At 53.6% G+C, this 24,875-nt stretch carries 15 protein-coding genes, 1 pseudogene and 1 other annotated feature; of the genes and pseudogenes, 6 read left to right on the top strand and 10 right to left on the bottom strand.

The genetic code is table 11. From position 1 onward, the window contains the following. Positions 1-38 precede the first annotated feature (38 nt). Complete coding sequence (locus MKZ24_RS28700; protein ID WP_042234120.1) at positions 39-431, top strand: cupredoxin domain-containing protein; 393 nt, start codon at positions 39-41, stop codon at positions 429-431. A 117-nt stretch (positions 432-548) separates the two neighbouring features. Here the strand turns inward: MKZ24_RS28700 and MKZ24_RS28705 are convergent, their stop codons facing one another. From MKZ24_RS28705 to pheS, 9 genes are all read right to left on the bottom strand, one after another. Then, positions 549-1,742 (bottom strand): sugar ABC transporter permease, encoded by a 1,194-nt coding sequence (locus MKZ24_RS28705; RefSeq protein ID WP_445324177.1) that lies wholly within the window; start codon positions 1,740-1,742, stop codon positions 549-551. 2 nt (positions 1,743-1,744) lie between these two features. Further along, on the bottom strand, positions 1,745-3,256 hold the full coding sequence (locus MKZ24_RS28710) for a xylose ABC transporter ATP-binding protein (RefSeq protein ID WP_042234116.1): 1,512 nt from the start codon (positions 3,254-3,256) through the stop codon (positions 1,745-1,747). 88 nt (positions 3,257-3,344) lie between these two features. Next, complete coding sequence (gene xylF, locus MKZ24_RS28715) at positions 3,345-4,400, bottom strand: D-xylose ABC transporter substrate-binding protein (RefSeq protein WP_340790233.1); 1,056 nt, start codon at positions 4,398-4,400, stop codon at positions 3,345-3,347. Between the two features lie 239 nt (positions 4,401-4,639). After that, complete coding sequence (locus MKZ24_RS28720) at positions 4,640-6,220, bottom strand: helix-turn-helix domain-containing protein (protein ID WP_052416142.1); 1,581 nt, start codon at positions 6,218-6,220, stop codon at positions 4,640-4,642. A 29-nt stretch (positions 6,221-6,249) separates the two neighbouring features. Further along, positions 6,250-7,683 (bottom strand): sensor histidine kinase, encoded by a 1,434-nt coding sequence (locus MKZ24_RS28725; protein WP_340789119.1) that lies wholly within the window; start codon positions 7,681-7,683, stop codon positions 6,250-6,252. Continuing rightward, positions 7,680-8,672: a sugar-binding protein gene (locus tag MKZ24_RS28730; protein WP_042241946.1), complete on the bottom strand. Its 993-nt coding sequence runs from the start codon at positions 8,670-8,672 to the stop codon at positions 7,680-7,682. The genes MKZ24_RS28725 and MKZ24_RS28730 overlap by 4 nt, the downstream gene beginning before the upstream one ends. A gap of 531 nt (positions 8,673-9,203) precedes the next feature. After that, positions 9,204-11,369 carry a cell division protein ZapA gene (locus MKZ24_RS28735; RefSeq protein ID WP_340790234.1) on the bottom strand — a complete coding sequence of 722 codons (2,166 nt, stop codon included), beginning with the start codon at positions 11,367-11,369 and terminating at the stop codon, positions 9,204-9,206. Between the two features lie 202 nt (positions 11,370-11,571). Then, positions 11,572-14,016, bottom strand: a complete 2,445-nt coding sequence (gene pheT, locus MKZ24_RS28740) for a phenylalanine--tRNA ligase subunit beta (RefSeq protein ID WP_340789122.1) — start codon at positions 14,014-14,016, stop codon at positions 11,572-11,574. 346 nt (positions 14,017-14,362) lie between these two features. Then, positions 14,363-15,397 carry a phenylalanine--tRNA ligase subunit alpha gene (gene pheS, locus MKZ24_RS28745; protein ID WP_042234103.1) on the bottom strand — a complete coding sequence of 345 codons (1,035 nt, stop codon included), beginning with the start codon at positions 15,395-15,397 and terminating at the stop codon, positions 14,363-14,365. A gap of 59 nt (positions 15,398-15,456) precedes the next feature. Beyond that, positions 15,457-15,744, bottom strand: a binding site (T-box leader). Positions 15,745-16,016: 272 nt separating this feature from the next. Here pheS and MKZ24_RS28750 point away from each other — a divergent pair. The 5 genes from MKZ24_RS28750 to MKZ24_RS28770 all read left to right on the top strand — a co-directional run bounded on the left by MKZ24_RS28750 (position 16,017) and on the right by MKZ24_RS28770 (position 24,342). Continuing rightward, complete coding sequence (locus MKZ24_RS28750; RefSeq protein ID WP_340789126.1) at positions 16,017-18,674, top strand: hypothetical protein; 2,658 nt, start codon at positions 16,017-16,019, stop codon at positions 18,672-18,674. 62 nt (positions 18,675-18,736) lie between these two features. Beyond that, positions 18,737-20,305: an efflux RND transporter periplasmic adaptor subunit gene (locus MKZ24_RS28755; protein ID WP_340789129.1), complete on the top strand. Its 1,569-nt coding sequence runs from the start codon at positions 18,737-18,739 to the stop codon at positions 20,303-20,305. Further along, entirely contained in the window at positions 20,302-21,003 is a 702-nt protein-coding gene (locus MKZ24_RS28760) for an ABC transporter ATP-binding protein (RefSeq protein ID WP_340789132.1), read from the top strand. Before MKZ24_RS28755 ends, MKZ24_RS28760 begins: the two co-directional genes overlap by 4 nt. Continuing rightward, on the top strand, positions 21,000-22,172 hold the full coding sequence (locus tag MKZ24_RS28765; RefSeq protein ID WP_340789135.1) for an ABC transporter permease: 1,173 nt from the start codon (positions 21,000-21,002) through the stop codon (positions 22,170-22,172). The genes MKZ24_RS28760 and MKZ24_RS28765 overlap by 4 nt, the downstream gene beginning before the upstream one ends. A 565-nt stretch (positions 22,173-22,737) precedes the next feature. After that, on the top strand, positions 22,738-24,342 hold the full coding sequence (locus tag MKZ24_RS28770) for a diguanylate cyclase domain-containing protein (RefSeq protein ID WP_052416136.1): 1,605 nt from the start codon (positions 22,738-22,740) through the stop codon (positions 24,340-24,342). A gap of 71 nt (positions 24,343-24,413) precedes the next feature. Here MKZ24_RS28770 and MKZ24_RS28775 read toward each other — a convergent pair. After that, positions 24,414-24,839, bottom strand: a pseudogene (locus MKZ24_RS28775) (alpha/beta hydrolase fold domain-containing protein); the annotation flags it as partial. Between the last annotated feature and the right edge of the window lie 36 nt (positions 24,840-24,875).

Here is a 24,875-nt window from a genome sequence, read left to right on the forward strand (position 1 = left end):
AGCAGGTCTATGCCCACAAACCTTTTAGGAGGCTACTAATGATCAGGAAAGCGGCTATTCTTTGTTCTATTGTATTTGCACTTCTGCTTACGGCTTGCGGAACCGGCACGGACAGCAGCAATCCTGGCGGCGCTAACAGCTCGGCTGCCGACACCAATCTTACGGCGGAAGAAGAAATCGTCATTACAGCAACCAACTACAGCTTTGACCAGAAAGAATACCGTTTGAAAAAGGGCGTACCGGTCAAAATCATCTTCAAAAATGAAAGCGGCAACCACGGCATTCTTGTGCCTGAGATGAAGCTGCGGCTGGATGCCAAAGATTCCTCCAAGGTGATTCTCCCCGAGGAGGCGGGAACCTTCGAGGTCACCTGCGCGATCATGTGCGGCTCCGGCCACAGTGAGATGAGCGCCAAGATTATTGTCGAATAAGCGGCTCTGTAGGCACAGCAAACAGCCGGCCAAGGTCAACATGGGACTCAGTCCCATTGTCCTTAACCGGCTGTTTTGGCTGTTCTGCTGAAATTGTTTAACCTGCTGGTGCTGCCGTTATTTCACACCCTTGCTGCGATTGGAAATATCCAGCCAGACGGCAATGACCAGAATCGAGCCTTTGACGACATACTGCCAGAAGGATTCAAGTCCCATCAGCGACATTCCGTTATCCAGCGAGGTCATCACCAGTGCCCCGATAATGGCGCCGATGACTGTGCCGGCTCCGCCCATCAGCGAAGTGCCGCCAATGACGCAAGCGGCGATAGCATCCATCTCAGCCATATTACCCGCAGTGATAGTGGCCGAGGCCAGGCGTGAGGTCAGCACGATGGCGGCGATCGAGCCCAGCAATCCGCTCAGCACGAAGATCAGCATGGATTTGCGCTTGATGTTAATGCCGGAGAGGCGTGCCGCCTCAATATTGCCCCCTATTGCATAGATATGACGGCCGAAGGTAGTCTTGGTCGACAGGAAATAGAAGATGACCGCCAGCACAATTACGAAAATAATCGGGAACGGTATGCCCTTGTAATTGTTCATCACGGCTACAAAAGCCACCACCAGCAGGGCAAGTCCGGCCACCTTGGCGATGTCCAGGCCCAGCGGGGCGATTTCGAAGCCGTATTTCTTGCGGGAACGGCGTTTATTGAATGCACTCCAGAGCAGTAGTCCTACTGCGATCACACCAAGGATGATACCGAAGCCCGGAGCAAAATAAGCATTGCCGAGCAAGGCCAGCACCGGATCAGACACCGGAATGGTCATCGACTCCGTCACACCCATCAGCACGCCGCGGAACACCATCATCCCCCCCAGGGTGACAATGAAGGCGGGGATCATTTTATACGCCACCAGCCAGCCCTGAATCAGGCCCAGCACTGCACCTGCGGCCAGTGTGCCAAGGATGACTACAATAGCCGGCAGCTCCAGCCAGTTGCTGAGAATTGCTGCCATGCCGCCGGTCAGTCCAACGATGGAGCCGACAGACAGATCGATATGCCCTGCCACAATGACCAGCACCATGCCAATGGCCAGAATGGAGGTCACTGACATCTGCGTGAACAGATTGGACAGATTCCGCGAAGTCAGGAAGGTCGGATTCAGTACTCCGAACAGCACCCAGATCAGTATTAATGCACCCACCATCGTATAGGCCCGCATATCCATTTTGCCGAACAAGCCGCGTAAGCGCGATCCTCCGGCTGCCGGAACCGCTTCAGGTTCCTTAAACTCTTTTTGCAACTGCATCTCTATCTACCTCCCGTAGCGGCCAGCATAATATTCTCCTGCGTCGCTTCCCGCCAATCATATTCCCGTACGAACTGCCCTTCACACATCACCAGAATCCGGTCGCTCATGCCCAGTACCTCCGGAAGCTCCGAGGAGATCATAATAATGGCCACTCCCTGCTCTACCAGCTGATTCATCAAATTATATATTTCGTACTTCGCCCCGACGTCGATGCCCCGGGTAGGTTCGTCCATAATCAGAATTTTGGGGTCACTCATCAGCCACTTGCCGATAACGACCTTCTGCTGGTTCCCCCCGGACAGTGTGCCTACCAGCGTCTCCAGCGAAGCTGTTTTCGTCTTCAGATCCTGCACGTACCGGTCTGCCCACTTAATTTCCTCATTCTCATTGATGACCCCCAGCCTTGCGACTTTGCCCAGTGTGGCTAAAGTGGTGTTACGTTTGACATCCATTCCCATGACCAGTCCCTGGCGTTTACGGTCTTCCGTAACCAGGGCAATCCCCGCCTTGATCGCATCGGCTATAGAACGGATCTTAATGGCCTTGCCTTCAATCAGCACCGTTCCTTCGGCCCGGCCCCCATAGGCGCCGAACAGGCTGCTGACAAGTTCCGTGCGTCCGGCGCCCATCAGCCCGGCAATGCCCAGTATCTCACCTTGACGAAGGCTGAATTCAATATCGCGGAGCACCTTCTGCTGGCGCTTCTCCGGGTGCCATACATTATAATCTTTGACCTCAAGCACCTTGTTCCCAGGCGAATGCTCCACGCGCGGATACCGCTCCGTGAGCTCACGTCCAACCATTAGGGATACAATCTGATCGTCATCTGTCTCACTGCGGTCAAGTGTAGCTACCGTCCGCCCGTCCCGCAGCACGGTGATCGAATCAGCCAGTGCGAACACTTCAGGCATTTTGTGTGAAATATAGACACAGGTTACCCCTTCGCGCCGCAGCTGGTTCAGAATGCCCATCAGGATAGACACCTCGCTCTCGGTCAGAGCTGCCGTCGGTTCATCCAGAATGAGAATCTTGGTATGCTTGGAGAGTGCCTTGGCGATCTCCACCAGTTGCTGCTGGCCGATGCCGAGATTACCGATCTTCGTGTCCGGAGACAGATTCAGCCCGACCTTCTTCAGCCATAGCGAAGCCTGATGATAGAGCTCATTCCACTGGATCGCCCCGCGTCTGACCGGTTCAGCTCCCAGGAAAATATTCTCTCCGACTGTCATTTCCTTCACGAGTGCCAGCTCCTGATGAATAATCGCGATACCGGCCTTCTCCGCATCCGTTATTCTATGAAACGACTTTTTCTCCCCATTGATCAGGATTTCTCCGCCGTACGTCCCCGCCGGGTACAATCCGCTCAGTACCTTCATCAATGTGGATTTGCCCGCGCCGTTCTCGCCGCATAAGGCGTGAATCTCCCCTTGCTTGACCTTGAAGTTCACATGGTCCAGCGCCTTAACACCGGGGAATGTCTTGCTGATCTCTACCATTTCAAGTACATTCATGCCTTCCGCTCCTCCTTCCGGCCCTTAAACCGGCAAGCAGATGCGGTAACGCCACTGGCGCCGCATCTGCTTGCCGCGAAGGCCGCCCTTATTGTTTCGGCCACTGGTCCTTCGGAACGTTCTTGTAGACATCCTCAAGCTTGTGGAAGCCATCCTTGATCAGTACGTCCAGGTTATCCTTATTGACCGCAAGCGGATCGAGCAATACAGAAGGAACATCCACTTTACCGTTGTTAACTGATTTTTCCGTCGAAATACTTTCGCCTTTGGCAGCTGCTATCGCCATTTCCGCAGCTTTCGTTGCAATCGCGTTGATCGGTTTGTAGACGGTCATCAGCTGCGTGCCTTCAGCGATGCGCTGTACCGCAGCAAGGTCAGCATCCTGGCCGGATACCGGTATTTTACCGGCCATGCCCTGTGCGGTGAGCGCCTGGATCGAACCGCCTGCAGTCCCGTCATTGGCTGCTACCACACCTTGTACATCATTATTGTTCGCGGTCAGCGCATTCTCCATATTTTTCAGCGCTTCTTCCGGCTTCCAATCCTTGGAGAACTGGTCGTAGACAATCTTAATGTCGCCCTTCTCTTCAAGCGGCTTCAGAATATTCATCGCCCCTTCTTTGAACATATGGGCGTTGTTATCGGTATCTGCACCGCCGATATAGACGATATTGCCTTTAGGGGCCTTATCTATGACCGCCTGAGCCTGGAACTCTCCGACACGCACGTTATCAAACGAAATATAATAGTCTACCTCAGCATTATTGATCAGGCGGTCATAGGCAATGACCTTGATGCCTTCCTTATGAGCCTTCTCTACGATCGGAGCCGTTGCTTCCGCGTTATGGGCAATAACCACAAGCACATCCACACCCTGGGAGATCAGCTGTTCCGCCTGGCTCAACTGGGTAGCATCATCACCGTTTGCAGCCAGCACCTTCACTTCACCGCCAAGCTCCTCCACTTTTGCCGTAAAGATATCCCGGTCCTTCTGCCAGCGTTCTTCCTTCAAGGTATCCATCGACATGCCGATGACAATTTTGTCTCCGTCCTTCGTAGCCCCGGTTGTCTCCTTCTTCTGATTATCACCGTTTGAGACTACTCCACAGCCCGCCATTGACGCTGCCAGCACTAACGCTGCCATCCCCAGTGAAATCGCTCTTCCGTATTTTCTCACTCTGCCCTACGCCCCTTTTCATTAGCCGCATATTTGATTGCGCTTACAAAAAAAAGTGTAGCATGGATCATCCTCCGCCGGAGCCGCTATTCCCAGCACTTTCTTGCTCTCCGCCTGCATTCCGTTATCCTCTCCTGTAATGTAATTCTTCCCGGCCGCTTTCATAGGATTATCCGGGGCAGGGGCACAAAAAAGTCCTTGCTCTATTAGCAAGGACCCTGCTTCTCATGCTGCTGCCGGAATTCGCTTGGCGTCATGCCGGCTGCTTTTTTGAAGACCCTGCTGAAATAATTCGGGTCCTTGTAGCCTACCTCGTAACAAATCTCCTTGAGGTTCAGCTGATCTCCGGTGATCAGGCGCTTCGCTTCGTTAATTCTTAGCCGTGTGACGTAATCAATGAAGGTTTCGCCCGCATGCTGCCGGAACAATTTGCTGAAATAATGCGGGCTTAAGTTCACATACTCAGCCGTCTGCTCCATGGAGATATCCTCTTTATATTTCTGGCTGATATAGAGCAGCGCCCGCTGATGGACATGGGAACGGTTATGCTCCTGTTCCTGCTCCAGATTGTGGATCAGCCGCTCCAGCCAGGTTTCTGCGCTCAGCCTGAGGGAGACAGGGTCCTCCGCCGCACTTAAGGAAGCGAGAATCTCCGCCCCCGCCACAGAATGAACCCCTCTGGCGAGGAACAGCAGGAGCCCGGTCACCTCTCCCCTTATCACAGGCAGCTGCCGCTCACCGCCCTGCTCGAAATAGGCATACAGCGTACCGAAACGCTCTAACGCTTCCTGCTTGCTCCGCTGCAGCAGGGCATCCAGCAGCCGCTTCTCCTCATCCAGGGATACGGCCGTCTGCCCCGAGCTCTGGATGATATCATCATAGTGGTGCACGCTGAAGGAATCATGGTGATCCGCACAGACACGGACCGCTTCCCGGTAGGATCGGCTAAGCCCGTCCCAGCCCTCGCGGATCGAGCCGATGCCTATGCTGATCGGCAGACCGAACCGCTGCTCCATCAGACTGCGGAGCCGCTCCCCCCAATCCATCGAGCTGACGCGCTGTGAGTAACCGGTCCGCCCCGGCGGCAAGGGGATAAACAACGCCAGCTGATGCCCGATTAGCGGCCCGGACAGACAGCCAAGCCCTGCTCTGGCAAACTGCTTGACCGCCTCATAGATCCCCCGCTTGCCCTGCTGGAACTCTTCCCAAGCTGCGCCCGAATGTCTGGGGAATGACAGCACCATCGCATAGCCTTTGGCCCACTGCAGCTCCAGCAGACCAGCGACTTGTTCCAGCTCCAGATCCTGCACATGCTCCAGCATGAGCATCATTGTCAGTTCGTTCTCGGCCAGCGGAAGCAGGTGGGCCAGCTTCTCCTGCAGCTCCAGCTGCTCATTCCTGCGCTGCTTCTCCTCCTGGATCACCGTCATCAGCTGCTTCAGTACATCCGCCACTTCGTCCCGTCTGGCCGGCTTCAGCAGATAATCACGCACTCCCAGCAGCAGCCCCTCCTTGGCATAGGAGAAGTAATCATGAGCGGTAATCATCACGATCTGCGCGGAAGGAAGCTTGGTGAGAATCTGCCGTACGGCCTCCAGTCCCTGAATGCCCGGCATCTTAATGTCCATGAAGATAATATCAGGCCGGTGCTCCTCCGCGAGCTGAATGGCCTTCCGTCCATTCTCGGCATGCAGAAATTCAAATCCATCCGGGAAAATATGGCGGATCATCAGCTCCAGCCCTTCCCGTTCCAGCGCCTCATCATCGGCGATCAGCAGTCTATACATCGTAATCTATCTCCTTTCTCACCTGCGGCTCAGGCAGACGGGCGGAAGGGTACTTTGAACAGCACCGCCGTCCCCTGTCCTTCACTGCTGTCAATCTCGATCAGCTGCTGCCCGTCAAAGAACAGATGCAGGCGTTTGAATACATTATGTGTCCCAAGTCCGGTGGACTGACCTTTACCGCTGAAATACGGGGCTTCTTCCTCGATTGATCCCATCAGCCTCGCTACAGTCTCCCGGTTCATGCCCACACCGTTATCGCTGATCTCAATCTCTACAAGTCCGCTGCGGTAGCGGATCGACAGTGACAACACCGCCCCTTCCTCCATTTGCTCCAGCCCGTGGACAAACGCATTCTCGAAGATCGGCTGAAGAGTCAGGCAGGGAATCATTCCGCCGAGTGCCTGCTCATCAATATCCATCTCAAAAGAGATCCGGTCACGGAAGCGGGCCCGCTGAATGTTAATATACTCGTTCACATGCTCTACTTCCTCGCGTAGCGGGACGGCCTGGTCAAGCTTCTGCAGGTTATACCGGAGCAGGCGGGATACCGATACCGTCAGATCGCTGGTCCTTTCCGCTCCTTCCAGATACGCCAGCTTGGCGATGGAATTCAGCGTGTTGAACAGAAAATGCGGATTGATCTGGCTCTGCAGCATTTTCAGCTCTAGCTCTTTAACCAGCCGGTCCTTCTCAACGCTCTTGATATTCTCCTTCATGAGCTCCTGGATATTGTCGATCATTCCGTTAAAAGCCCGGCACAGGATGCTGATCTCATCGTTGTTGACACTCTCCGGCGCTTTCGTATCCATCCTCCCCTTGGAGATCTGCTTGGCGGTGGCCACGAGGCGGCGGATAGGTCCTGTGATGCTCTCGGACAGCCAGATCGCCATACAGATACTAAGCAGCGCTGCGGTAATTACCAGCAGACTTCCCAGCCGGTTCAGCTTGGCCGTCGTGGACATAATCTCCGCATAGATCGGCTTGTACTGGTCCAGTTCCAGGTCAACCAGCTCCTGGGCTTCCTCGCGGATGAACCGCTGTGTCTGCTCCGCCTCGATATAGGCACCGGCCAGTGTGTTGGAGTCCTGACCATCAATCTCTGTAATCATCTGCCCGGCCTGCTCCAGAAACGTATCAATGATATGACTGTAATTCATCAGCGGAAGGCCGCTTCCCCCGATGGTCGCCATTCCGTCCAGCTTCGCCCGCAGCTCCTGCACTGCGCTCAGATGCTTCTGCACCTCAGGGAAGCTGTCCGCGTCCACCTGCATAATGAAACGGTTCAGGGAGCGCATATTCTCCCCTACCTCATAGGATACTTCCTTGTACAGCATGATCCGGTTCATCATCAGATGGTAGCTCTCCTGCACGTTCTTTCCGCTCTCAAAAAGCACAAAAGAGACTGAGCTCATCAGCAGCACAAGCAGCGGAATACAGATGAGCAGCTTATGGCGGATACTCATAGGCTCTCTCCCTCCTGCACATTAGACTTGTCCAGCACCTTCACCCCGGTGAAGTATTTGGACTCCAGCTGCATTCCCTGAAAATGCTCATGGAGCAGCCGTACAGCCGTAGCCCCCATAAGATAAGGCTGCTGTGCCACGGTGCCTGTGATATCCCCGCGGCTGATGGCAGCAAGGGTCTCTGCCTGGTTATCGAAGCCAATGATCGTCATCGGAACACGCTTCAGGCTCTTGGAGGCCTGCAGTACTCCCAACGCATCCGTTGAGCTGGTACCGACCATCACATCAATCTCCGGATGAAGCCGCAGCATATCGGCTGCCTGCTGAATTGCCTCCATATGTGAGATGTTAGAGCTGCGGACATCCACAATTGCAAGACCGCTGTAATTTTTTACAATATTACTGAGGCCGTTCAGACGCTGAACCTGATTCTTAGCCAGCTCGCTGCCGATGATCACACCGATCTTCCCTTTACCGCCGGTCGTCTGAACCACCATACGGCCCAGCGCCTCGCCTGCTGCAACATTGTCGGTCCCTACATAAGCCAGCCGCCTGCTCGCCGGAGCGTCGGTATCAATGGTGATTACCGGAATCCCCCGGTTCACGGCTTTATCAATTACGGGGGTGAACTTCTCGTCGTTCAGCCCCTGCACAATGATCGCATCCGCCTGTGCGGCAATCGCTTTTTCCAGCAGGCTGATCTGCTCCTCCATGTTATTGCGAACCGGGCCGGTGAACTCGATATCGATCCCATACTTTGCAGCAGCCTCCTTGGCGCCCTTCTCGACCATTTCCCAGTACGGATGGTACCGCTCTTGTTCGATCAGCACAATATGATAGCCCGAATTATCCCCGCTAGAGTGCCCGCTCAATTCATTGACAATACTGCCCATCCGGCCCGAATGATTGGCAAAGTCTATAAACAGATATGCCAGCAGCAGAAAAAGCACAATAACCCCCGCGCCGCTGACCCATTTTTTATCCATCATGTTCACCTCAATCAACATCCTACCCCGAGTTGTAAACGGTTGCAATATTTAATTTATGAATAACATATTATGTTAAACCTATAAATTCTGAATCATTAATTGCAAGAGTTGCCTATTCGCAGCCAAACCCACCAGATGGCGATTTAAGCGACACACCAGTGTTTGACTTATCTCCACATGCCTATTGCTAGAGTCAAAGGGGATTTATGATTTCCTCAGTCCCCTCTACCGTCCACCTCCGGCGGATTCAGGGGCACTTCTACCTCTACCCTCTCGGAGGCGCATTGTACTCGGTTATTCGCATACATTCGGCTCATCTACTCTACCTGCCTACCGCCCACTACTGGCGGATTCAGGGTACTTCGGCTCTTCATGCCCGCCCTTTGGTCCGCTTCCGAAGAAATCAAGGTTGCTTTGAATCACCTTATCATCCACTTCCGGTGGACCCGGTTGGACTTCCCCTACTAAGCAAAAGAGCCGTTCCAAGCAGTCTCCTGCTTAAAACAGCTCTTTCGTTAATGCATCCGCCATTCAACTGTCCTGTTCGATCAGTTGAATCCATTCATTATATTCACTCTGCAGCTTGGCATATTCCGCCTGCAGGCTGCGGTGCTCCTGGGAGAGCTTGTCCAGCTCACCCTGCTGCAGCTCGAACTGGGCCTGAACCAGACGGAGCTGGCCCTGGACGAGCTCGTAGCTCTCGCCGATCTCCCCAAGCTGCTGCACGGTCTCGCTGCGCGAGCGGCTCACAGATTCCGTCTGGGCTTCAGCGTCCCCGGCTTCCTGCTGCCAGATCTCAATCTCCTCACGCAGCTTCGCTTCCTGCTCGCTCCACTGCTGCTCGCGCTGCTTCAGCTCTTCGTACTTCTGCTTCCATGAAGCTTCGTACTCCCTGGTCTCGCGGAGCGCTTCCTGCTGCTCCGCCGCCGCTGCGGCAGCTTCGCGGCCTGCCTCATACAGCTCTTCCAGACGCCGCGCAGCTTCCTCGCCTTCGGCTTCCAGCAGCTCATAACGTTCCTTCAGCTGTTCGCCATCCTGCAGAATTTCATCATACTGGGCGATCAGCTCTTCGTAGCGGCCGCGCAGCGCCGCCAGTTCCTTATGGGCTGCCTCTGCCGCTTCCTGGTGAAGGGCAGCTTCCTGCTCCGCCTCAGCACGAAGCTGGGCCTCCAGGTCAAGCTGCTGCACCATTCCATCCGCCTGTCCGCGGAGGGTCTCTACTTCACGCTGCAGCGCTGCCGATTTCTCGCCGGCTTCCAGAAGGTTCATCTCCAGCTCGCCGATATCCTCCATATGCTTGTTCGCAAGCTCCTGCCAGGAGCTTGCTTCGAGCGCGGTACGGTCAAATTCCGCCTGTGTCCGGCTTAGATTATCCGTCGTCTCCCGCAGAGATTTGCGCAGAGACGACGCTTCTTCCTGCGTCAGCTCATAACGCTGGCGTAACCCCTCCAGCTCATCATTCAGCAGACCGCTGAGCTCATTGGCAGTCTGCAGTTCTTCCAGCGCCGCACTTAGCTTGTCCGCTGTTTCCTGCAGCGCACTGTTAAGTCCCGCTGCTTCATCCTGCGCCTGCACGTAACGCTTGCGCACTTCCTCCAGCTCTGCGCTATGCTGCTGCCCCTGCTCTGCCGCAAGGCGCAGCTCTTCGCCAAGCTGCTCTTCCCGCTTCAGCACAGCTTCGTACTGCGCAAGCAGCGTCAGGCGCGCATCGCGCTCGCCCTTGAGCCCGGCTTCCGCCGCGCGCAGCCGGGACTGCAGCTGCCCGGTTCCGCCGCGCAGCTCAGCAAGCTGCTTCTCCAGCTCCTGAAGCTGCTGCTTGTGCCTGTGCTCCTGCGTCCCCTGGGATTGCCGCAGCTCCTTATTCTTGGCAAGCTCCTTCTCAAGCGCTTCGCGCTCTCCGCTGAGCTCACTGGTGAGCGTCGCCTTGGTATCGGCGAGCTCCTTGCTCAAGGTGGTACGGATCTCAACAATCTCACTGCCCATAGACTCCCGGGTCTGGATCAGCTCCTGCTCCAGACCTGCCAACGTCTCCGCTTTCTCCCGGGTCAGTGTCTCCCGGAGCTGCTCCAGCTCCTGCAGATGAGCAGCCTTCAGCTCTTCAAGCTGCTGCAGCCGTAACGCTTCAGCCGCTTCCAGCTCCTGTCTTGCAGCTTCGCGGCTTGCAGCCTGCTCTGCTTCGTAAGTCTCCCGCAGCGCTTTGAGCTCTGCTTCGCGCGCCTGCAGTGCATCTGTCAGCTGCCCGCGGCTGGAAGCAGCAGCCTGCTTTTCTTCCTCCAGCAGCTGTGCGTGCATCTGACGCTCCTGCTCCTGCAGGTCCAGATGCCTTGCGCGTTCTTCTTCCACGGCGGCAATCAGCCGTGCCGCTTCTTCCTTGGCGGCCGCTTCAAGCTTCTCGTATTCTTCCTGCCGTTCGCGCTGCGCCTCCTGAAGGCGTGACACCTCCACGCGCAGCTCGGTACGTTCACCGGTCAGCATATTCAATTCATTCTTGAAATCCTGAACCTGGATAGCCTGCTCTGCCATATGTACAGCTGCAAGCACCGCGATCCGCGGGGTATCCAGTCTGGAATGTGATTTGGATATTGCACGCATATGCTCATCGACATAACGGGCAACCTGCTTCATATATTCAGTGCTGCTTCCGACAAGTTTATAGGAAGTTCCGTATATCTCCACGGCGACACGAGTCCGGTCCATAGCCACAGTTGTGCCCTCCTTTGTATGTGTGCGGATTCTAAGCTGATTTCCTTACTGCTATTGTAGCGTTATTCCTTAACCTTTGGCAAAAAAACGTGTTCATTTCATAGATTTAAACCGGACTCTGTACTTCACAAGGGTACAGCAAAGCCGCAGCGAATCGGTTTCTAAATGGATTCGCTGCGGCTTTGCACAATTCCTGCTATTTTCTTAATTCTGCGCCAAAAGTTTGCTCCAGAGCAGAAACGACTCTGTCATGCACTTCCACAACCTCTTCATCGGTAAGTGTACGGTCCGTATGACGGTACAGCAGCGAGAGGGCTACGCTCTTCTTTCCAGCTTCCATTTTGCCGCCGGTGTAGACATCGAACACTTGCACATTCTGCAGCAGTGTTCCGCCATGTTCACGGATGGAAGCTATCAGGTGCCCTGCAGGAACCTCTGCGTCTACTACTACCGCAATATCCCGTTCCATCCCAGGGAAGCGGTGAAGCTCACTGTACTGTAATTGGGCGCGCGCCGCATCATAGAGCGGCTGCAGCAGCACTTCAGCTACATAAGTATCCTCCAGATCCATCTGTCGCTGAAGCTCCGGATGCAGCTGTCCGATGGTACCGATCTTATCACGGCCTTCAGCCTGCAGCAGGTAGACGGAAGCAGAGCGTCCCGGATGGTAGCCTTCAGGAGCATCCCCTTCATAGATTATGCGGTCCGTAAGGCCAAGATGGGCAAATACAGTTTCAAGCGCACCCTTAAGATCGAAGAAATCTACAGGCTCAGCCGCTACATTCCACTGCTTGGCAGCACGTGTGCCGCTCAGCAGCAGTCCAAGTACCGGCAGCTCGTTCGGCTGGCGGGTAAGCACTTCTTCATCGGTGAAGAAGACATTGCCGATTTCGAACAGCGCCAGATCGCCTTGACGGCGGTTAGTGTTATAGAGGGCAATGTCCAGCAGCTGCGGCAGCAGGCTGGTACGCAGCACGCTGCGTTCCTCACTCATCGGCATCGCCAGCTTCACGGAGAGCTTGCCGTCCGCAAGTGCCGGGAAGAGCTTGCTCTGTTCCGGCTGGATGAAGGAATACCCCATAACCTCCTGATACCCGCCAAGGGCCAGCAGGCGGCGGAGCTCACGGCGCAGGAACTGCTCTCTGGTGAGTGCCCCCGGTGTAGTAGTTCCTTCAATAAGGGTTGTCGGGATGTTGTCATATCCGTACAGGCGGGCAATCTCTTCAATGAGATCCACATCATAGCTGATGTCGCCGCGCCGCGTGGGAACCTGAACTTCGATGATTCCCTGGGCAGCATCACCGCACTTGAAGTGCAGACGGCCGAATAGGGTCTTCACTTCCAGCAAAGACAGCTCGGTACCCAGATATTGATTCAGCTTCTCCAGCGACAGGGTCAGTACTTTCTCCTCAGTAGAGACACTGCCTGCCTCAACAATACCTTCATGCACAGAGCCGCCGGCATAGCGGGCGATCAGGGCAGCCGCACGGTTAAGTGCAGGAATGACGGCATTCGGATCGACTTCCTTCTCGAAGCGCTGGGAAGCTTCAGAACGCAGACCCAGCTGACGCGAGGTCTTGCGTACAGTCCCGCCGTCGAATTTGGCGGATTCCAATACGATATTGACGGTATTTGCTGTAACCTCAGTCGATAATCCGCCCATAACGCCAGCCAGGCCGATAGCTCCTGACCCGTCAGCGATGACAAGCATCTGCGGCTCCAGCTTGCGCTCCTGGCCGTCAAGTGTTGTCAGCAGCTCACCTTCATGAGCGAACCGTACACCAATCGTTCCGCCTGCCAGCTGATCGCCGTCAAACGCATGCAGCGGCTGTCCGTATTCCAGCATTACGTAGTTGGTGATATCGACGATATTATTGATCGGGCGTACCCCGGCCGCCATCAAGCGGTTCTGAATCCAGAGCGGGGATGGAGCTGTCTTCACTCCGGCAATATAACGCACAGCATAATGGCTGCAGTATTCTTCATTTTCAATATTGACAGTGATGGAATCCGCTGCCCGTCCGCCTGCTTCCACAAGCTCTGCCGCCGGATCTGCCAGCTGCAGGTCACGGCCCAGAATTGCGCTCACTTCATAAGCAGCACCGATCATGCTCAGACAGTCGGAGCGGTTAGGCGTCAGGTCGAAATCCAGGATTTCATCGTTCAGGCCAAGCACCTTGAGGATATCCTGGCCGACTTCTATATTCTCAGGCAATACGAGAATACCTTCCTGCAGCTCTTTGGGCAGCAGCTTGTCGTTCAGCCCCAGCTCTTTGGCCGAGCAGATCATCCCCTGCGACAGCACGCCGCGCAGCTTAGCTTTCTTGATTTCCAGTCCGGGCAGCTTAGCGCCAACCAGTGCGACCGGAACCTTCTGTCCCGCTGCGACATTCTTGGCACCGCAGACAATCTGCAGATCCTCGCCCTGTCCGGCATCCACGATGCAGATGTTCAGCTTGTCGGCGTCCGGATGCTTCTCTTTGGATTTCACATAGCCGGTTACGATTCCGGAAATCCCTTTGTTACGGCGTTCAACTCCGTCAATCTCAATGCCGGCGGTAGTGATTTTGTCCGCAAGTTCATCAGCGGTCACCCCGTCCAGCGATATATAATCAGCCAGCCAGGCGGTTGATACTTTCATTTTCGCACACTTCCTTTTGTTTCAGATGTATTTATCTCTCCATGCCGGCCTATGCTTGGCGCGCGGGAGCGGATCTAAAACAAGCCACGATGCCAACTTCGTTCTATTAAAATTCCTGTAAAGCAGTGTTCCTACAGAGAATATTTGGACTTCCGGCCGCTGTTGTCCCCAGATTTCTTTATTTATACCGCTCTTCGCGGTTGAAATCCGGTGACAAAGGCGGACGCTGACGCTCCTACAGTTCCAAAATCCCCCTCCGGTCCTTCTATTACAGTCATTTCTATAGAACAGCCGTCATCGGCTTGCCAGTATCCAATCCCACGCACCCCGCACACCCGCCAAATCTCTAAATCCCCTTGAACTGCTTCACAAAACCCATATCATTCGTGTAGAAGTAGCGGATGTCATCGATTCCGTATTTCAGCATCGCGATCCGTTCCGCACCCATACCGAATGCGAAGCCGCTGTAAACTTCAGGGTCGTATCCGCCCATCCGCAGCACATTCGGGTGAACCATACCTGCACCAAGGATCTCCAGCCATCCACTCTGCTTGCAGAGACGGCAGCCTTCGCCGCCGCATTTGAAGCAGCTTACATCCACCTCAACGCTCGGCTCGGTGAACGGGAAGAAGCTCGGACGCAGGCGGATGCCGGCCGTAGGACCGAACATCTCTTTCATGAACTGCTGCAGTGTCCCCTTCAGGTCGCTCATCCGGATATTACGGCCGATGACCAGACCTTCAATCTGATGGAACTGGAAGGAATGGGTCGCATCGTCATCATCGCGGCGGAACACTTTGCCCGGACAGATGATTTTGACCGGAGCTTCGCCATTCATAGCCTGCATGGTGCGGACCTGCACCGGAGAAGTCTGTGTGCGCATCAGAATGTCTTCCGTTATATAGAAGGAATCCTGCATATCACGGGCCGGATGGTTCTTCGGCAGGTTAAGGGCTTCGAAGTTGAAGTAGTCTGTCTCCACTTCCGGTCCTTCTTCAATCTGGAAGCCCATCCCGATGAAAATATCCTCGATATCCTGGATCACCCGGCTCAGCGGGTGAACTCCGCCCTGCGGCAGGCCGCGGCCCGGCAATGTAACATCAACCTTCTCCGCATTCAGACGGTTCTGTGTTTCCTGCTGCTGGAAGAGCTCCTGCTTCGCGCCGATGACCTCTTCAATGGCACTGCGTACCAGGTTGGCCACTTGGCCGATCACCGGACGTTCCTCTGCGCTGAGCCCGCCCATACCGCGCAGAACTTCAGTAAGCTCACCTTTTTTACCAAGGTATTTCACGCGCACATCATTCAGAATCTGCGGATCGGTTACCTCCTGCAGCTTCGCCAATGCCTCGGCCTTCAATGCTTCCAATTTCTCTTTCATGCCTTGTACTGCCCCCTTAAATCTCGTATTGTTCAACAAAAAAAGGCCTTTCCTCCCGGTAAAGGGACGAAAAGACCGTGGTACCACCCTTGTTAGACGGCTGCAGCGCTTCCCTTAAGAGCAATATTCCCTCTTTCGGTGCGGTGGAGACCTGTCTCACTTTAACAGAAATAACGGTCTGCGGCCGGTATCCCCTACTGTCTCCCTCAAGGCGAACCTGAGTGGAATTCAGGGAACTGCTCCGGAGTGAACTTCGGCAGCTCTGCTCTCTTAGAAACGCTCTCAATCTGCGGCGCTTCCTCCCTGTAAGCCAGGCACTGCGTACTTTTCTCCATCAATGCATTTATGCGGATTGTGTCAAATACACTCGATCTTCCAGTTCAGAAGATATGTCTATTTATTATATGCAAAAACAGCGCTTTTGACAAGTTGCACAATTTTAGGTTAATTTTTATCTTCCTTTAAGCTTCCTTTAAGCTTCAGCACCGTTTGAAGGGCTTTTTTTCAGCAGACGTTCAGCCGGATTTGATATTTTCCCTATTGAGAAAAGCCTAGCTGTCCTTATTTTGAATGCGGCAGCTTTGGGATCGTATCGGCTTTTATACAGGGAGGGAATTTCATGCTTAAACGAAGAAAGGCATTTGTCCTGCTGTTACTCAGTACATTTGCTGCAAGTCAACTCGCGGGGATCGCGGGAACCACGGCGTTTGCTGCCCCGGCCAGTACAGCCACTGCCAAAACAGCGGCCACAGTAACGGAAGTCTCCACACTCACCGGTCTCAGCGCGATTAAGCTCGGCACTACGCTTAGTGTGAAGCTGAGCCATGTAGGCATTCAGAGCCAAACCGGAGGTAATATTCTCACCTATACACTCACTTATACTAACAATGCTGGCAGTAGCGTCAATCTGGTGAACTATTTCTCCAAGATTGTGACTACCGGCGGCAGCATCATCAAGGGAATCCCCGTCACCGCAGACAGCACTACCAAGAAGATAGCTGCGAAGCAGAGCACCAGCATTACATATTATGCGAATATCGGAACAGCCGCCTCGGTCAAAGGGCTTAAAGTCAACATGTACGGCTGGAACTTCAGCTCCGATAATTATGAACAGCGTATAGGTACTTTTACCGTTCCGTCTAACTATTCGCTGTCCGCCCTTAAGGGTGAGATCCGCAAAGTTGAACTAAGCAGCATTCCGGTCAACACCAAAGCTGAATCTGTGCAAATCTATAAATATAACGGCAAGGTCTATGCCAAGGTTGGACTGAGCTTAACAAATCTGGGCACCAAGGTGCTTACAGACCCGGGCTACAGCCTGTACCTGAAATCCTCGGGCGGCTCTACCTTCACGCTCACGCTGGATGACAGCAGCTCTGAATACAAGATTCAGCCTCAGGAGAAGAAGACGCTCTACTATATGACTGAGATTCCCTCCTACATGAACGTCACCAAGATGACGCTGCAGATCGCCAAGCTGGATGAAGGGCTGAAGCTCTATCTTCCGGTCTCCTCCTATTCCCTTCCTGCTGCGGGTACAGCTGATTTCACCGTGGCGGCTGGCTATACCAAGAAGATCTCCATCGACAGCAATATTGTAGACATGAAGCTCGCGGACGCAAGTGTGCATGCAGACAATGGCAACGCCGTGTGGAGTTATCAGCTCACCCTTAAAAATGCCGGCACCAAAGCAGTGACTTTACCTGCGTATGAGCTTGCTGTCAAATCCGCTGAAGGCTATACCTTCCCGGTAACAACGACTGCGTTCAGCTCCCTTACCTTGAAGCCGCTGGAAGAGAAGCTGATTGAACTAACCGCCAGCGTTCCGCTTGAACTGGGTCAGGATACGCTCGAACTGCAAATGGTTGCCCCTGCGGGCAGCAGCACCAGTACCACCACAAGTAGCACCAGCAGCAGCAGCACCAGCAGCAACGGCAGCAGTGAGAGCAGCAGCAGTTCAAGTAAAGTAATACTGCCTGTAGCCTATTTCAAAATCCCTTATTCCCTGGCAGGCAATACTCACATTTCTACAGAGAACAGCATTACCAACAGCTACGGCACCTTCGGCGTCACACTGAATTCCCTGCAGCGTCTGCCATGGGGCAGCGAAGATATCGTACAGGCTAAGGTCAGCATCAGCAACCATTCCTCCAAAACAATTACTCTGCCTGCACTTACCGGTGTGCTGAAAGTGGATCAGACGGATTTGAGCTCGTCCTCGCAGCTGTACATGGAGAGTACCAGCACGGTTCTGGCGCCTGGAGCCAGCATGCAGGTCTCGGTGCTTGCCCGCGTGCCCTATACGCTTGATTTCAGCCAGGCCCAGATTATTCTGCAAGAGACTTCCGGCACCAGCACTACCCAGTTCCTCTCCCTTGGCACAACGGACGGGCTTAGCAGCGGTATTACGCCTTTGGCTGCAGGTGAATCGTTCAAGATTACTTCGACCGGTAAAAAAGCCAGCGTGAAGGAACGTTCAACCCTTGTATACAGCGGAACCAGCAATAACCTCATATACAGTGAAGTAGAAATGAACAGTGAAGAAACCCGGCAGACTGATCTCTCCCGGCTGTATGGACAATTCAAAACCGCAGACGGACAGTATTTCGAGGCAACTGCGGTCCAGTCGGAGAGTTCCACGAGTCCGGCAGGCAAGACCCTGGTTACCTTCTGGGCTAACATACCGGCTGCCGTTGACACAAACGGCCTTCAGCTGTATGTCAGCCAGGGGATTGCAGACGGTAAGCTGACTTCAGCCGGAACTGCGGCTACAGCTTATGTGAATACATCAGCACTGACACTGGCTCCTGTGGTGCCTGCACCTGCTTCCAACCTGACTTCTGTATCCCTGTATCCTTACACACTGGCCATTTCAAATTCCACAGGCACTATTACATCAGGCACCACCAGTCTTGCATTGGCGTTTAACTACAATCTCTCGCGGGATACAACTTACCAGATGGGAGCATTCGACCATAAGCTGATTCTGCACATCACTGACCCGTATGGACAATATTTCGAGAAAACGCTGTCCCTTGGAACGGATTTGGCAGTAGGAACTTATGGCTCCTACACAACGACCATTACCAACTCACTGTTCAAGAACTTAAGCGGAGGCACTTACAAGCTCACTCTGTACGACGAATTCCAAGGCCAGCGGAGAGAGCTTGGCGGACAGGTCTACTCCATCGATGTTGTGACCAAAGCAGCTTCAACTACGGATACCGGCACTACAGCGGCCGCAGGTAATGGAAGCACCGAAGCAAGCGGTTCTTAAGATTCTCAGGTACACCTATTACATCAGGGCCTTATATTATTTGAGTAAGATGGAGGATCGGAATGAAAAAGAAGAAGAAAATGATTATCGCCTCAGCCGTTGTTGTTATTGCTATTGCAGGAATTCTGGGCTATGTATTGTGGCCGGATCAGAACCCGCAGGTCAATGCCGCTCCAATGAATACCTCTATGGTGACCAAGGGAAATATCCTCGTCGGTGTCTCCGGCTCCGGCTCAGTTTCGGCAATCAACAGTGAGAGCATCCGCACCAAAGAAGCCGGTGAAGTGGATACAGTCATGGTTAAAAAAGGCGATGTCGTCAAAAAAGGCGATGTGCTGATCACCTTTGTGGCGGGCGATTTCGACGACAAGCTGAAGGAAGCCAACAAATCGCTGGAGAACCTCAAAACAGAGCTTACGAACAAGCAGGAAAACTACAAAACGATCGCGATGAATAATGCTACAGATGAAGAGCTGGAATCGGCAAAAACAGCCATTGATAAAGCCAAAAGCGATATTGTAGATCAACAGGATTCCATTGCTGCCATCTATGAGGATATGGTTCCGCCAGATCCGTTAACGGCTCCTATCGACGGAACGATTACAGCTGTAAATATTACGGACGGCGAACAGGCTCAGAATGGTACAGAGCTGTTCACCATGACTGACTACGTTAATTTGAGCGTAACGGTACAGGTGGATGAACTGGATATTCCTCAGATCAAACTGGATCAGGTGTCAACGATTACGCTGGATGCGCTTGAGGATAAAGAGTTTGCCGGCAAGGTTATTGATATCGCCAAGGAAGGAACCTCCTCAAACGGCGTCTCCCTGTTCAATGTCACAGTAGGCTTGAATGACTCTAAGGGAGTACTGGTCGGCATGTCCGCAGAAGTCGCGATTACCATTGAAGAGAAAAATGATATTCTGACCGTGCCGATCGAGGCGGTATCCGAAGTGAACGGCAAATATTACGTGAATGTGCCTGTGACCGAAGGCGGGGAATCCGCGGCAACGGACAGCGGTGCGGCAAGCAGTCAGGCTCCGAGCGGCGGTGCGGTGGGCGGCCAGATTCCTAGCTCTGATGCGGCAGGCGGTCAGGCTCCGAGCGGTGATGCGGTGGGCGGCCAGATTCCTAGCGGTGATGCGGCAGGCGGTCAGGCTCCGAGCGGTGATGCGGTGGGCGGCCAGATTCCTAGCGGTGATGCGGCAGGCGGTCAGGCTCCGAGCGGTGATGCGGGTGGCGGCCCACCTAGCGGTGAATGGCAAGGCCGAGAAGGTCAGACAGGCGGCCGGGGCATGCGCAGCGGCGGTTACGGCGGCGGTGAATTCCCGGGCGGCGTATCCGGCGGCAGAACCGCAGCAAGCTCAGCATCCGGCCAGAAACGGGTTGCCGTTGAGGTGGGTATTCATAACGAGAGCAATATCGAAATCGTGAGCGGCTTAAATGAAGGGGATGAAGTGATCATTCCAACTGTGATCTCTACAGGCAACACTTCCACCCAGCAGACACAGATGCAAGGCGGTATGGGCGGCAGCTTCGGCGGCGGAATGACCGGCGGCTTCACTGGCGGCGGAGCTGGCGGAGGAATGACGGGCGGCGGCTTCTCCGGAGGCGGTGGCGGACGATGAGCACCTCCGAACCGTTAATCCGGGTTCAGAACATGCAGCACAGCTATACCATGGCCGGAGAATCAATGGTGATCCTCAAGGACCTGACCTTCAACATCGAATACGGTGAGTTTGTTGCGATCATCGGACCCTCAGGCTCGGGCAAGTCGACCCTGATGAACATGCTGGGGTGCCTGGATGTCGCGAATGAGGGTAATTATTTCCTGGACGGCCAGGAAATCCGCAAGCTGTCCGACAACAAGCTGGCCCAGATCCGCAATGAGAAAATCGGCTTTATCTTTCAAAACTTCAATCTGCTGCCGAAATTATCGGCAGTAGAGAATGTGGAGCTGCCCCTTATCTACCGGGGAATGTCTCACCGGGAACGCCGAGAGATTGCCCGCAATGCTCTGGTCAGTGTGGGTCTGGAGAGCAGAATTGATCATCTTCCGTCCGAGCTGTCGGGGGGCCAGCAGCAGCGTGTGGCAATCGCCCGCGCCCTTGCCGGCACCCCTCCTCTCCTGCTTGCCGATGAACCGACTGGTGCGCTTGATTCCAAGACGGGCAAGGAAGTTCTGGAGATGATCAAAGCGCTTAATGAACAGGGACATACCATTATTCTAATCACGCATGACCTCGAAATCGCCGAGCAGGCCAAACGGATCATCCGCATTCAGGACGGGGATCTCGTGGAGGATCGGAAGGTGTCCCACTCATGATGCTGTATCAGAGCATGAAAATGGCTTTTAAAAGTATTCTCAGCAGTAAAATCAGAGCCTTCCTCACGATGCTGGGCATCATTATCGGTGTATCCTCCGTAATCGCCCTAGTCTCGGTAGGCCAGGGAACGACTTCGCAGATTACGGAATCCTTAAGCTCTCTTGGAACCAACCAGCTGACGGTTAACATTATGGGACGCGGGGCGACGACTTCCTTAACCTACGAGGAAGCTCTGGCACTTGGAGAGATTGAAGGGGTGGAGAATGTATCTCCTGTAATCACGGGGAATGTTACCGCCAAGAATGGGACCGAGAACGTTTCAGTATCCGTTGAAGGGATAACACCTGCCTATGAGGAGGTCCAGGATTTCCATGTGCAAGCCGGACGGTTTCTGCTGGAGATTGATACAGAGTACCGTCAAAAGGTAGCCTTGATCGGAACAGATACGGCTGAAGATCTGTTCGGCACGGATGACCCTGTAGGTCAAAAGGTACAGCTCAATGGAAGCAGCTTCAAGATCGTCGGTCTGCTGGAGAGCAAAGGCTCAACCAGCGGCGGCTCCAGCGACGAGAAGATTCTGATTCCTATCTCAACCGCTGAACGGTTTCTGCAGAGTAAGGGAGTCCGCTCGATTACGATCACAACTACTTCCAACGATAATGTGGAGGATGTGAAAACCGAGCTGGAGTCTACTCTCGATGCCAAATTCAGCGGTGCGGAGAACTCCTACTCTGTCTTCGATTCTCAGGAAATGCTGGAAACGGTGAACGAGACCAGTGATACGCTCTCTATGGCACTTGGCGGCATTGCCGGTATATCCCTGTTCGTCGGCGGCATAGGAATCATGAATATAATGATTGTCTCCGTTAACGAGCGGACGCGGGAGATCGGAATCCGCAAAGCGATCGGGGCCAAAAAAATCAACATCATGATGCAGTTCATGATTGAGTCTGTAGTCTTAAGCGGAACAGGGGGCCTGATCGGAGTCGGGCTGGGGCTTGGTGCCAGCTGGGCCGTGGGGAAATATACAACCATGAATGTGGCGACATCCTGGAACATGGTCCTGATCTCCTTCACATTCTCCCTGATCATCGGGGTTGTCTTCGGAATGATCCCGGCTAACAAGGCAGCCAGAATGCGGCCAATCTACGCGCTGCGAACCGATTAGCCTTCCTGTATTAACGAGCCTGGTTATATCATATTTACTCTATCCGTCCGCCTCAGATTGGTTGAGGCTGGCGGATTTTCCTGTTCCATCCACCCTTTCCGGGTAAACTAAGCCGTTTCAGCAAAATTAACTTTTAATTAATCCCGGGAGGGGTATCGTTTGCAATAAATGTGGGTAATAGGTCTCAAGGGTAGAATACTTATAGTAGTTAGTTATACATATATCTTCGTAAAAGTAGCACGTCATATGTCTCAAGCAATTTCCTTCCCGGTTTCCCGGTTCGCTTGACGACCCGTAGATCCGGCAGCAGGAGATGATGAGGCTTATTATTTTTTTCAGCAATTGCTCTCTATGAAGGTAGTCCTATATACTGGTGAAAAGAAACCGCGGTTAAACCGGGATTTTTTCTTTCATTTCCCTCCTTCTTCCCCTGCTTTTAGGACTCGCTAACATAATCTCTCTTTATCTGCCAGCAAACAGCCATTTGCCGCATAAGGATAAGTTCCGCATGCACCCAAGGTACACCAATGAGATTCGTAAAGTTCTATGCGGGGAGAGGATGACAGTGGCAGTTTTTTCCGAGATCACAAGTACACGCAGATTAATCCTATTATTCACCTCCATCTCCGTAATTCTGGTTGGCATCAGTGTTGCCTCCCTGTTATATCTGAATTATACGATGAATAAACTATCGGATTCCTTATACAGTGATGTATACCAGAACTCCGAGCTTGTGCTGAATGCCGACCGTGATCTGCATCAGTCTGCCATCGCGCTCCAGACTTCCCTCAGCGGCAATATAACGGATGCGCAGCGCAGTGTGCTCTCTCAGGAGTTCGAGGACAATAATGCCCAGGCGCAGCAGCGGGTCAGCACTGCCCGTTATAATCTGGATTCTGTAGAGAGTCCATACAGTGGAATGAAGCAGAGTGAGCTGCTGCTGGATGAGCTGGGAAGCGAGCTGGAGCAGTTCGAGACCTCACTTAAGCTCTGGAAGGATAACGGAAGGGGACTGATCTCGCAGCGGGTCCAGAGTGATTGGAACCCTGCGGCCTACTCCCCGCTGGCCGTACATACCCAGCTCACCGAGGTAAGGGGGACGCTGGATACCGCCGAGGATCTGATCGACAGCTATGCCCGGCAGGTTATTCTAGAGTTCAAGAATCTGAAAAGCTCGCTGTTCGCCGTCTATTCAGTATTCCTGTTCCTGCTTGTCCTGGTTATCATTTATCTCTGCCGCAGACTCATATCATTGCAGAATGAAATGCTGGAAGAGAAATCACTATACCAGCTGATCGGCGAAACCATGTCCGATTTCATTATTTTGACCGATCACAATGGCCTGATCCTGTACGCATCCCCATCTCATTCAAGTGTACTTGGGTATGTTCCAAGCAAGGGCGCCCCTCTCTCCAATTATATCCGCGAAGCCGAGATTTCCTGGGCCAAGCTGAAGAGTGTAGTTCAGGCTTCACCGCGGATTTCCGAGCTGCGTATGCGTTCGGCAGAAGGGCACTGGGTATGGCTCGAGACCAAAGTCACACCTATTCCGGGAAGCCGGGCTTTCCCTGCACAATTCATGCTGGTATCGCGTGAGATTACCCAGCGCAAGCAATATGAGGAACGGCTGCACAAGCTGGCCTTCTATGATCATTTGACTGCCATTCCCAACCGGGCCCATTTCAAAATGTACATGGAGAATCTGATTAACCAGCCGGAGGAGCGCCGGCAGGAGATTGCCGTAGCCCTGCTGGATTGCGACCGGTTCAAGCAGCTGAATGATACGCTGGGGCATCTGGCAGGGGATGAATTCCTGCAGTTGCTCTCACGGGAGCTGCAGCAGACCGTTAAGGGCTCAGGCCAGGCGTTCCGCATCGGCGGTGATGAATTTGCGGTGGTGTTGCACCGGTTCACAAGTCCGGAAATGCTCGATGAAATGCTGGCGCGTCTGCTCCAGCTGTTCAATAAATCCTGGTCGGTCAACAAAGGCTCCAGCTTCCATACTTCTGCCAGCATTGGTGTAGCCCTCTATCCGCAGCATGGCAGCAGCATCAATGATCTGCTCCGCGCCGCTGATCTGGCCATGTACCGCTCCAAGAATCATGGCGGCAATGAGGCCAATCTGTACAGCGAGAATGTGGATGAAGAATACACTCGCCAGCCGAAATAGCCTAAGCCATTCAGATAGAGGGGGCGCATTCCTTAGCGAATGCGCCCCCTCTATCTGTTATGCTGAAGAAATCAGCTGTTCATTTGTATTTTGTATAAGGCATGTTTTAAAGCCGTGCAATATTCTTTCACAACTCTTTGGCTGATCTCCGCAGAAGGAAAGTATTCTTCAAACCCATGAAAACATCCGGGGTACAAATGAAATTCAGTCGGCACACCCGCCTGCGTGAGCCTTAACACATACTGAATGGTTTCATCGCGAAACGGATCTAAGTCACCGACGCAGGTGTATGTGGGCGGAAGTCCTGACAAATCGTCTGCCCGTGCCGGAGCGGCATACGGGGATTCTTGGCCTTGTTCTCCTAAGTACATTTCCCAAGCCAATTGGCTTTTGGCTCTGTTCCATACTCTGTCATCTGTTATTTCGTTACTGGACCTTGTAAGGAGCTGATCGTCAAGCATCGGATAGAGGGGCATTTGAAACATAATCGGAGGGCCGGTGTGCCTTATAAAAAGAGCTGACCTGTCCTTCCC

The organism is Paenibacillus sp. FSL R7-0297 (assembly GCF_038009025.1).
Taxonomy (GTDB): Bacteria; Bacillota; Bacilli; order Paenibacillales; family Paenibacillaceae; genus Paenibacillus_AQ.

What these genes read in the sequence shown, in the direction of transcription:
- MKZ24_RS28710 (WP_042234116.1), bottom strand. Translation starts at nt 3,256, where the DNA reads ATGAATGTACTTGAAATGGTAGAGATCAGCAAGACATTCCCCGGTGTT.
- xylF (WP_340790233.1), bottom strand. Translation starts at nt 4,400, where the DNA reads ATGGCAGCGTTAGTGCTGGCAGCGTCAATGGCGGGCTGTGGAGTAGTC.
- pheS (WP_042234103.1), bottom strand. Translation starts at nt 15,397, where the DNA reads ATGAAAGAGAAATTGGAAGCATTGAAGGCCGAGGCATTGGCGAAGCTG.
- MKZ24_RS28700 (WP_042234120.1), top strand. Translation starts at nt 39, where the DNA reads ATGATCAGGAAAGCGGCTATTCTTTGTTCTATTGTATTTGCACTTCTG.
- MKZ24_RS28765 (WP_340789135.1), top strand. Translation starts at nt 21,000, where the DNA reads ATGATGCTGTATCAGAGCATGAAAATGGCTTTTAAAAGTATTCTCAGC.
- MKZ24_RS28735 (WP_340790234.1), bottom strand. Translation starts at nt 11,369, where the DNA reads ATGGACCGGACTCGTGTCGCCGTGGAGATATACGGAACTTCCTATAAA.
- MKZ24_RS28720 (WP_052416142.1), bottom strand. Translation starts at nt 6,220, where the DNA reads ATGTATAGACTGCTGATCGCCGATGATGAGGCGCTGGAACGGGAAGGG.
- MKZ24_RS28755 (WP_340789129.1), top strand. Translation starts at nt 18,737, where the DNA reads ATGAAAAAGAAGAAGAAAATGATTATCGCCTCAGCCGTTGTTGTTATT.
- MKZ24_RS28730 (WP_042241946.1), bottom strand. Translation starts at nt 8,672, where the DNA reads ATGATGGATAAAAAATGGGTCAGCGGCGCGGGGGTTATTGTGCTTTTT.
- MKZ24_RS28725 (WP_340789119.1), bottom strand. Translation starts at nt 7,683, where the DNA reads ATGAGTATCCGCCATAAGCTGCTCATCTGTATTCCGCTGCTTGTGCTG.
- MKZ24_RS28760 (WP_340789132.1), top strand. Translation starts at nt 20,302, where the DNA reads ATGAGCACCTCCGAACCGTTAATCCGGGTTCAGAACATGCAGCACAGC.
- pheT (WP_340789122.1), bottom strand. Translation starts at nt 14,016, where the DNA reads ATGAAAGTATCAACCGCCTGGCTGGCTGATTATATATCGCTGGACGGG.
- MKZ24_RS28705 (WP_445324177.1), bottom strand. Translation starts at nt 1,742, where the DNA reads ATGCAGTTGCAAAAAGAGTTTAAGGAACCTGAAGCGGTTCCGGCAGCC.
- MKZ24_RS28750 (WP_340789126.1), top strand. Translation starts at nt 16,017, where the DNA reads ATGCTTAAACGAAGAAAGGCATTTGTCCTGCTGTTACTCAGTACATTT.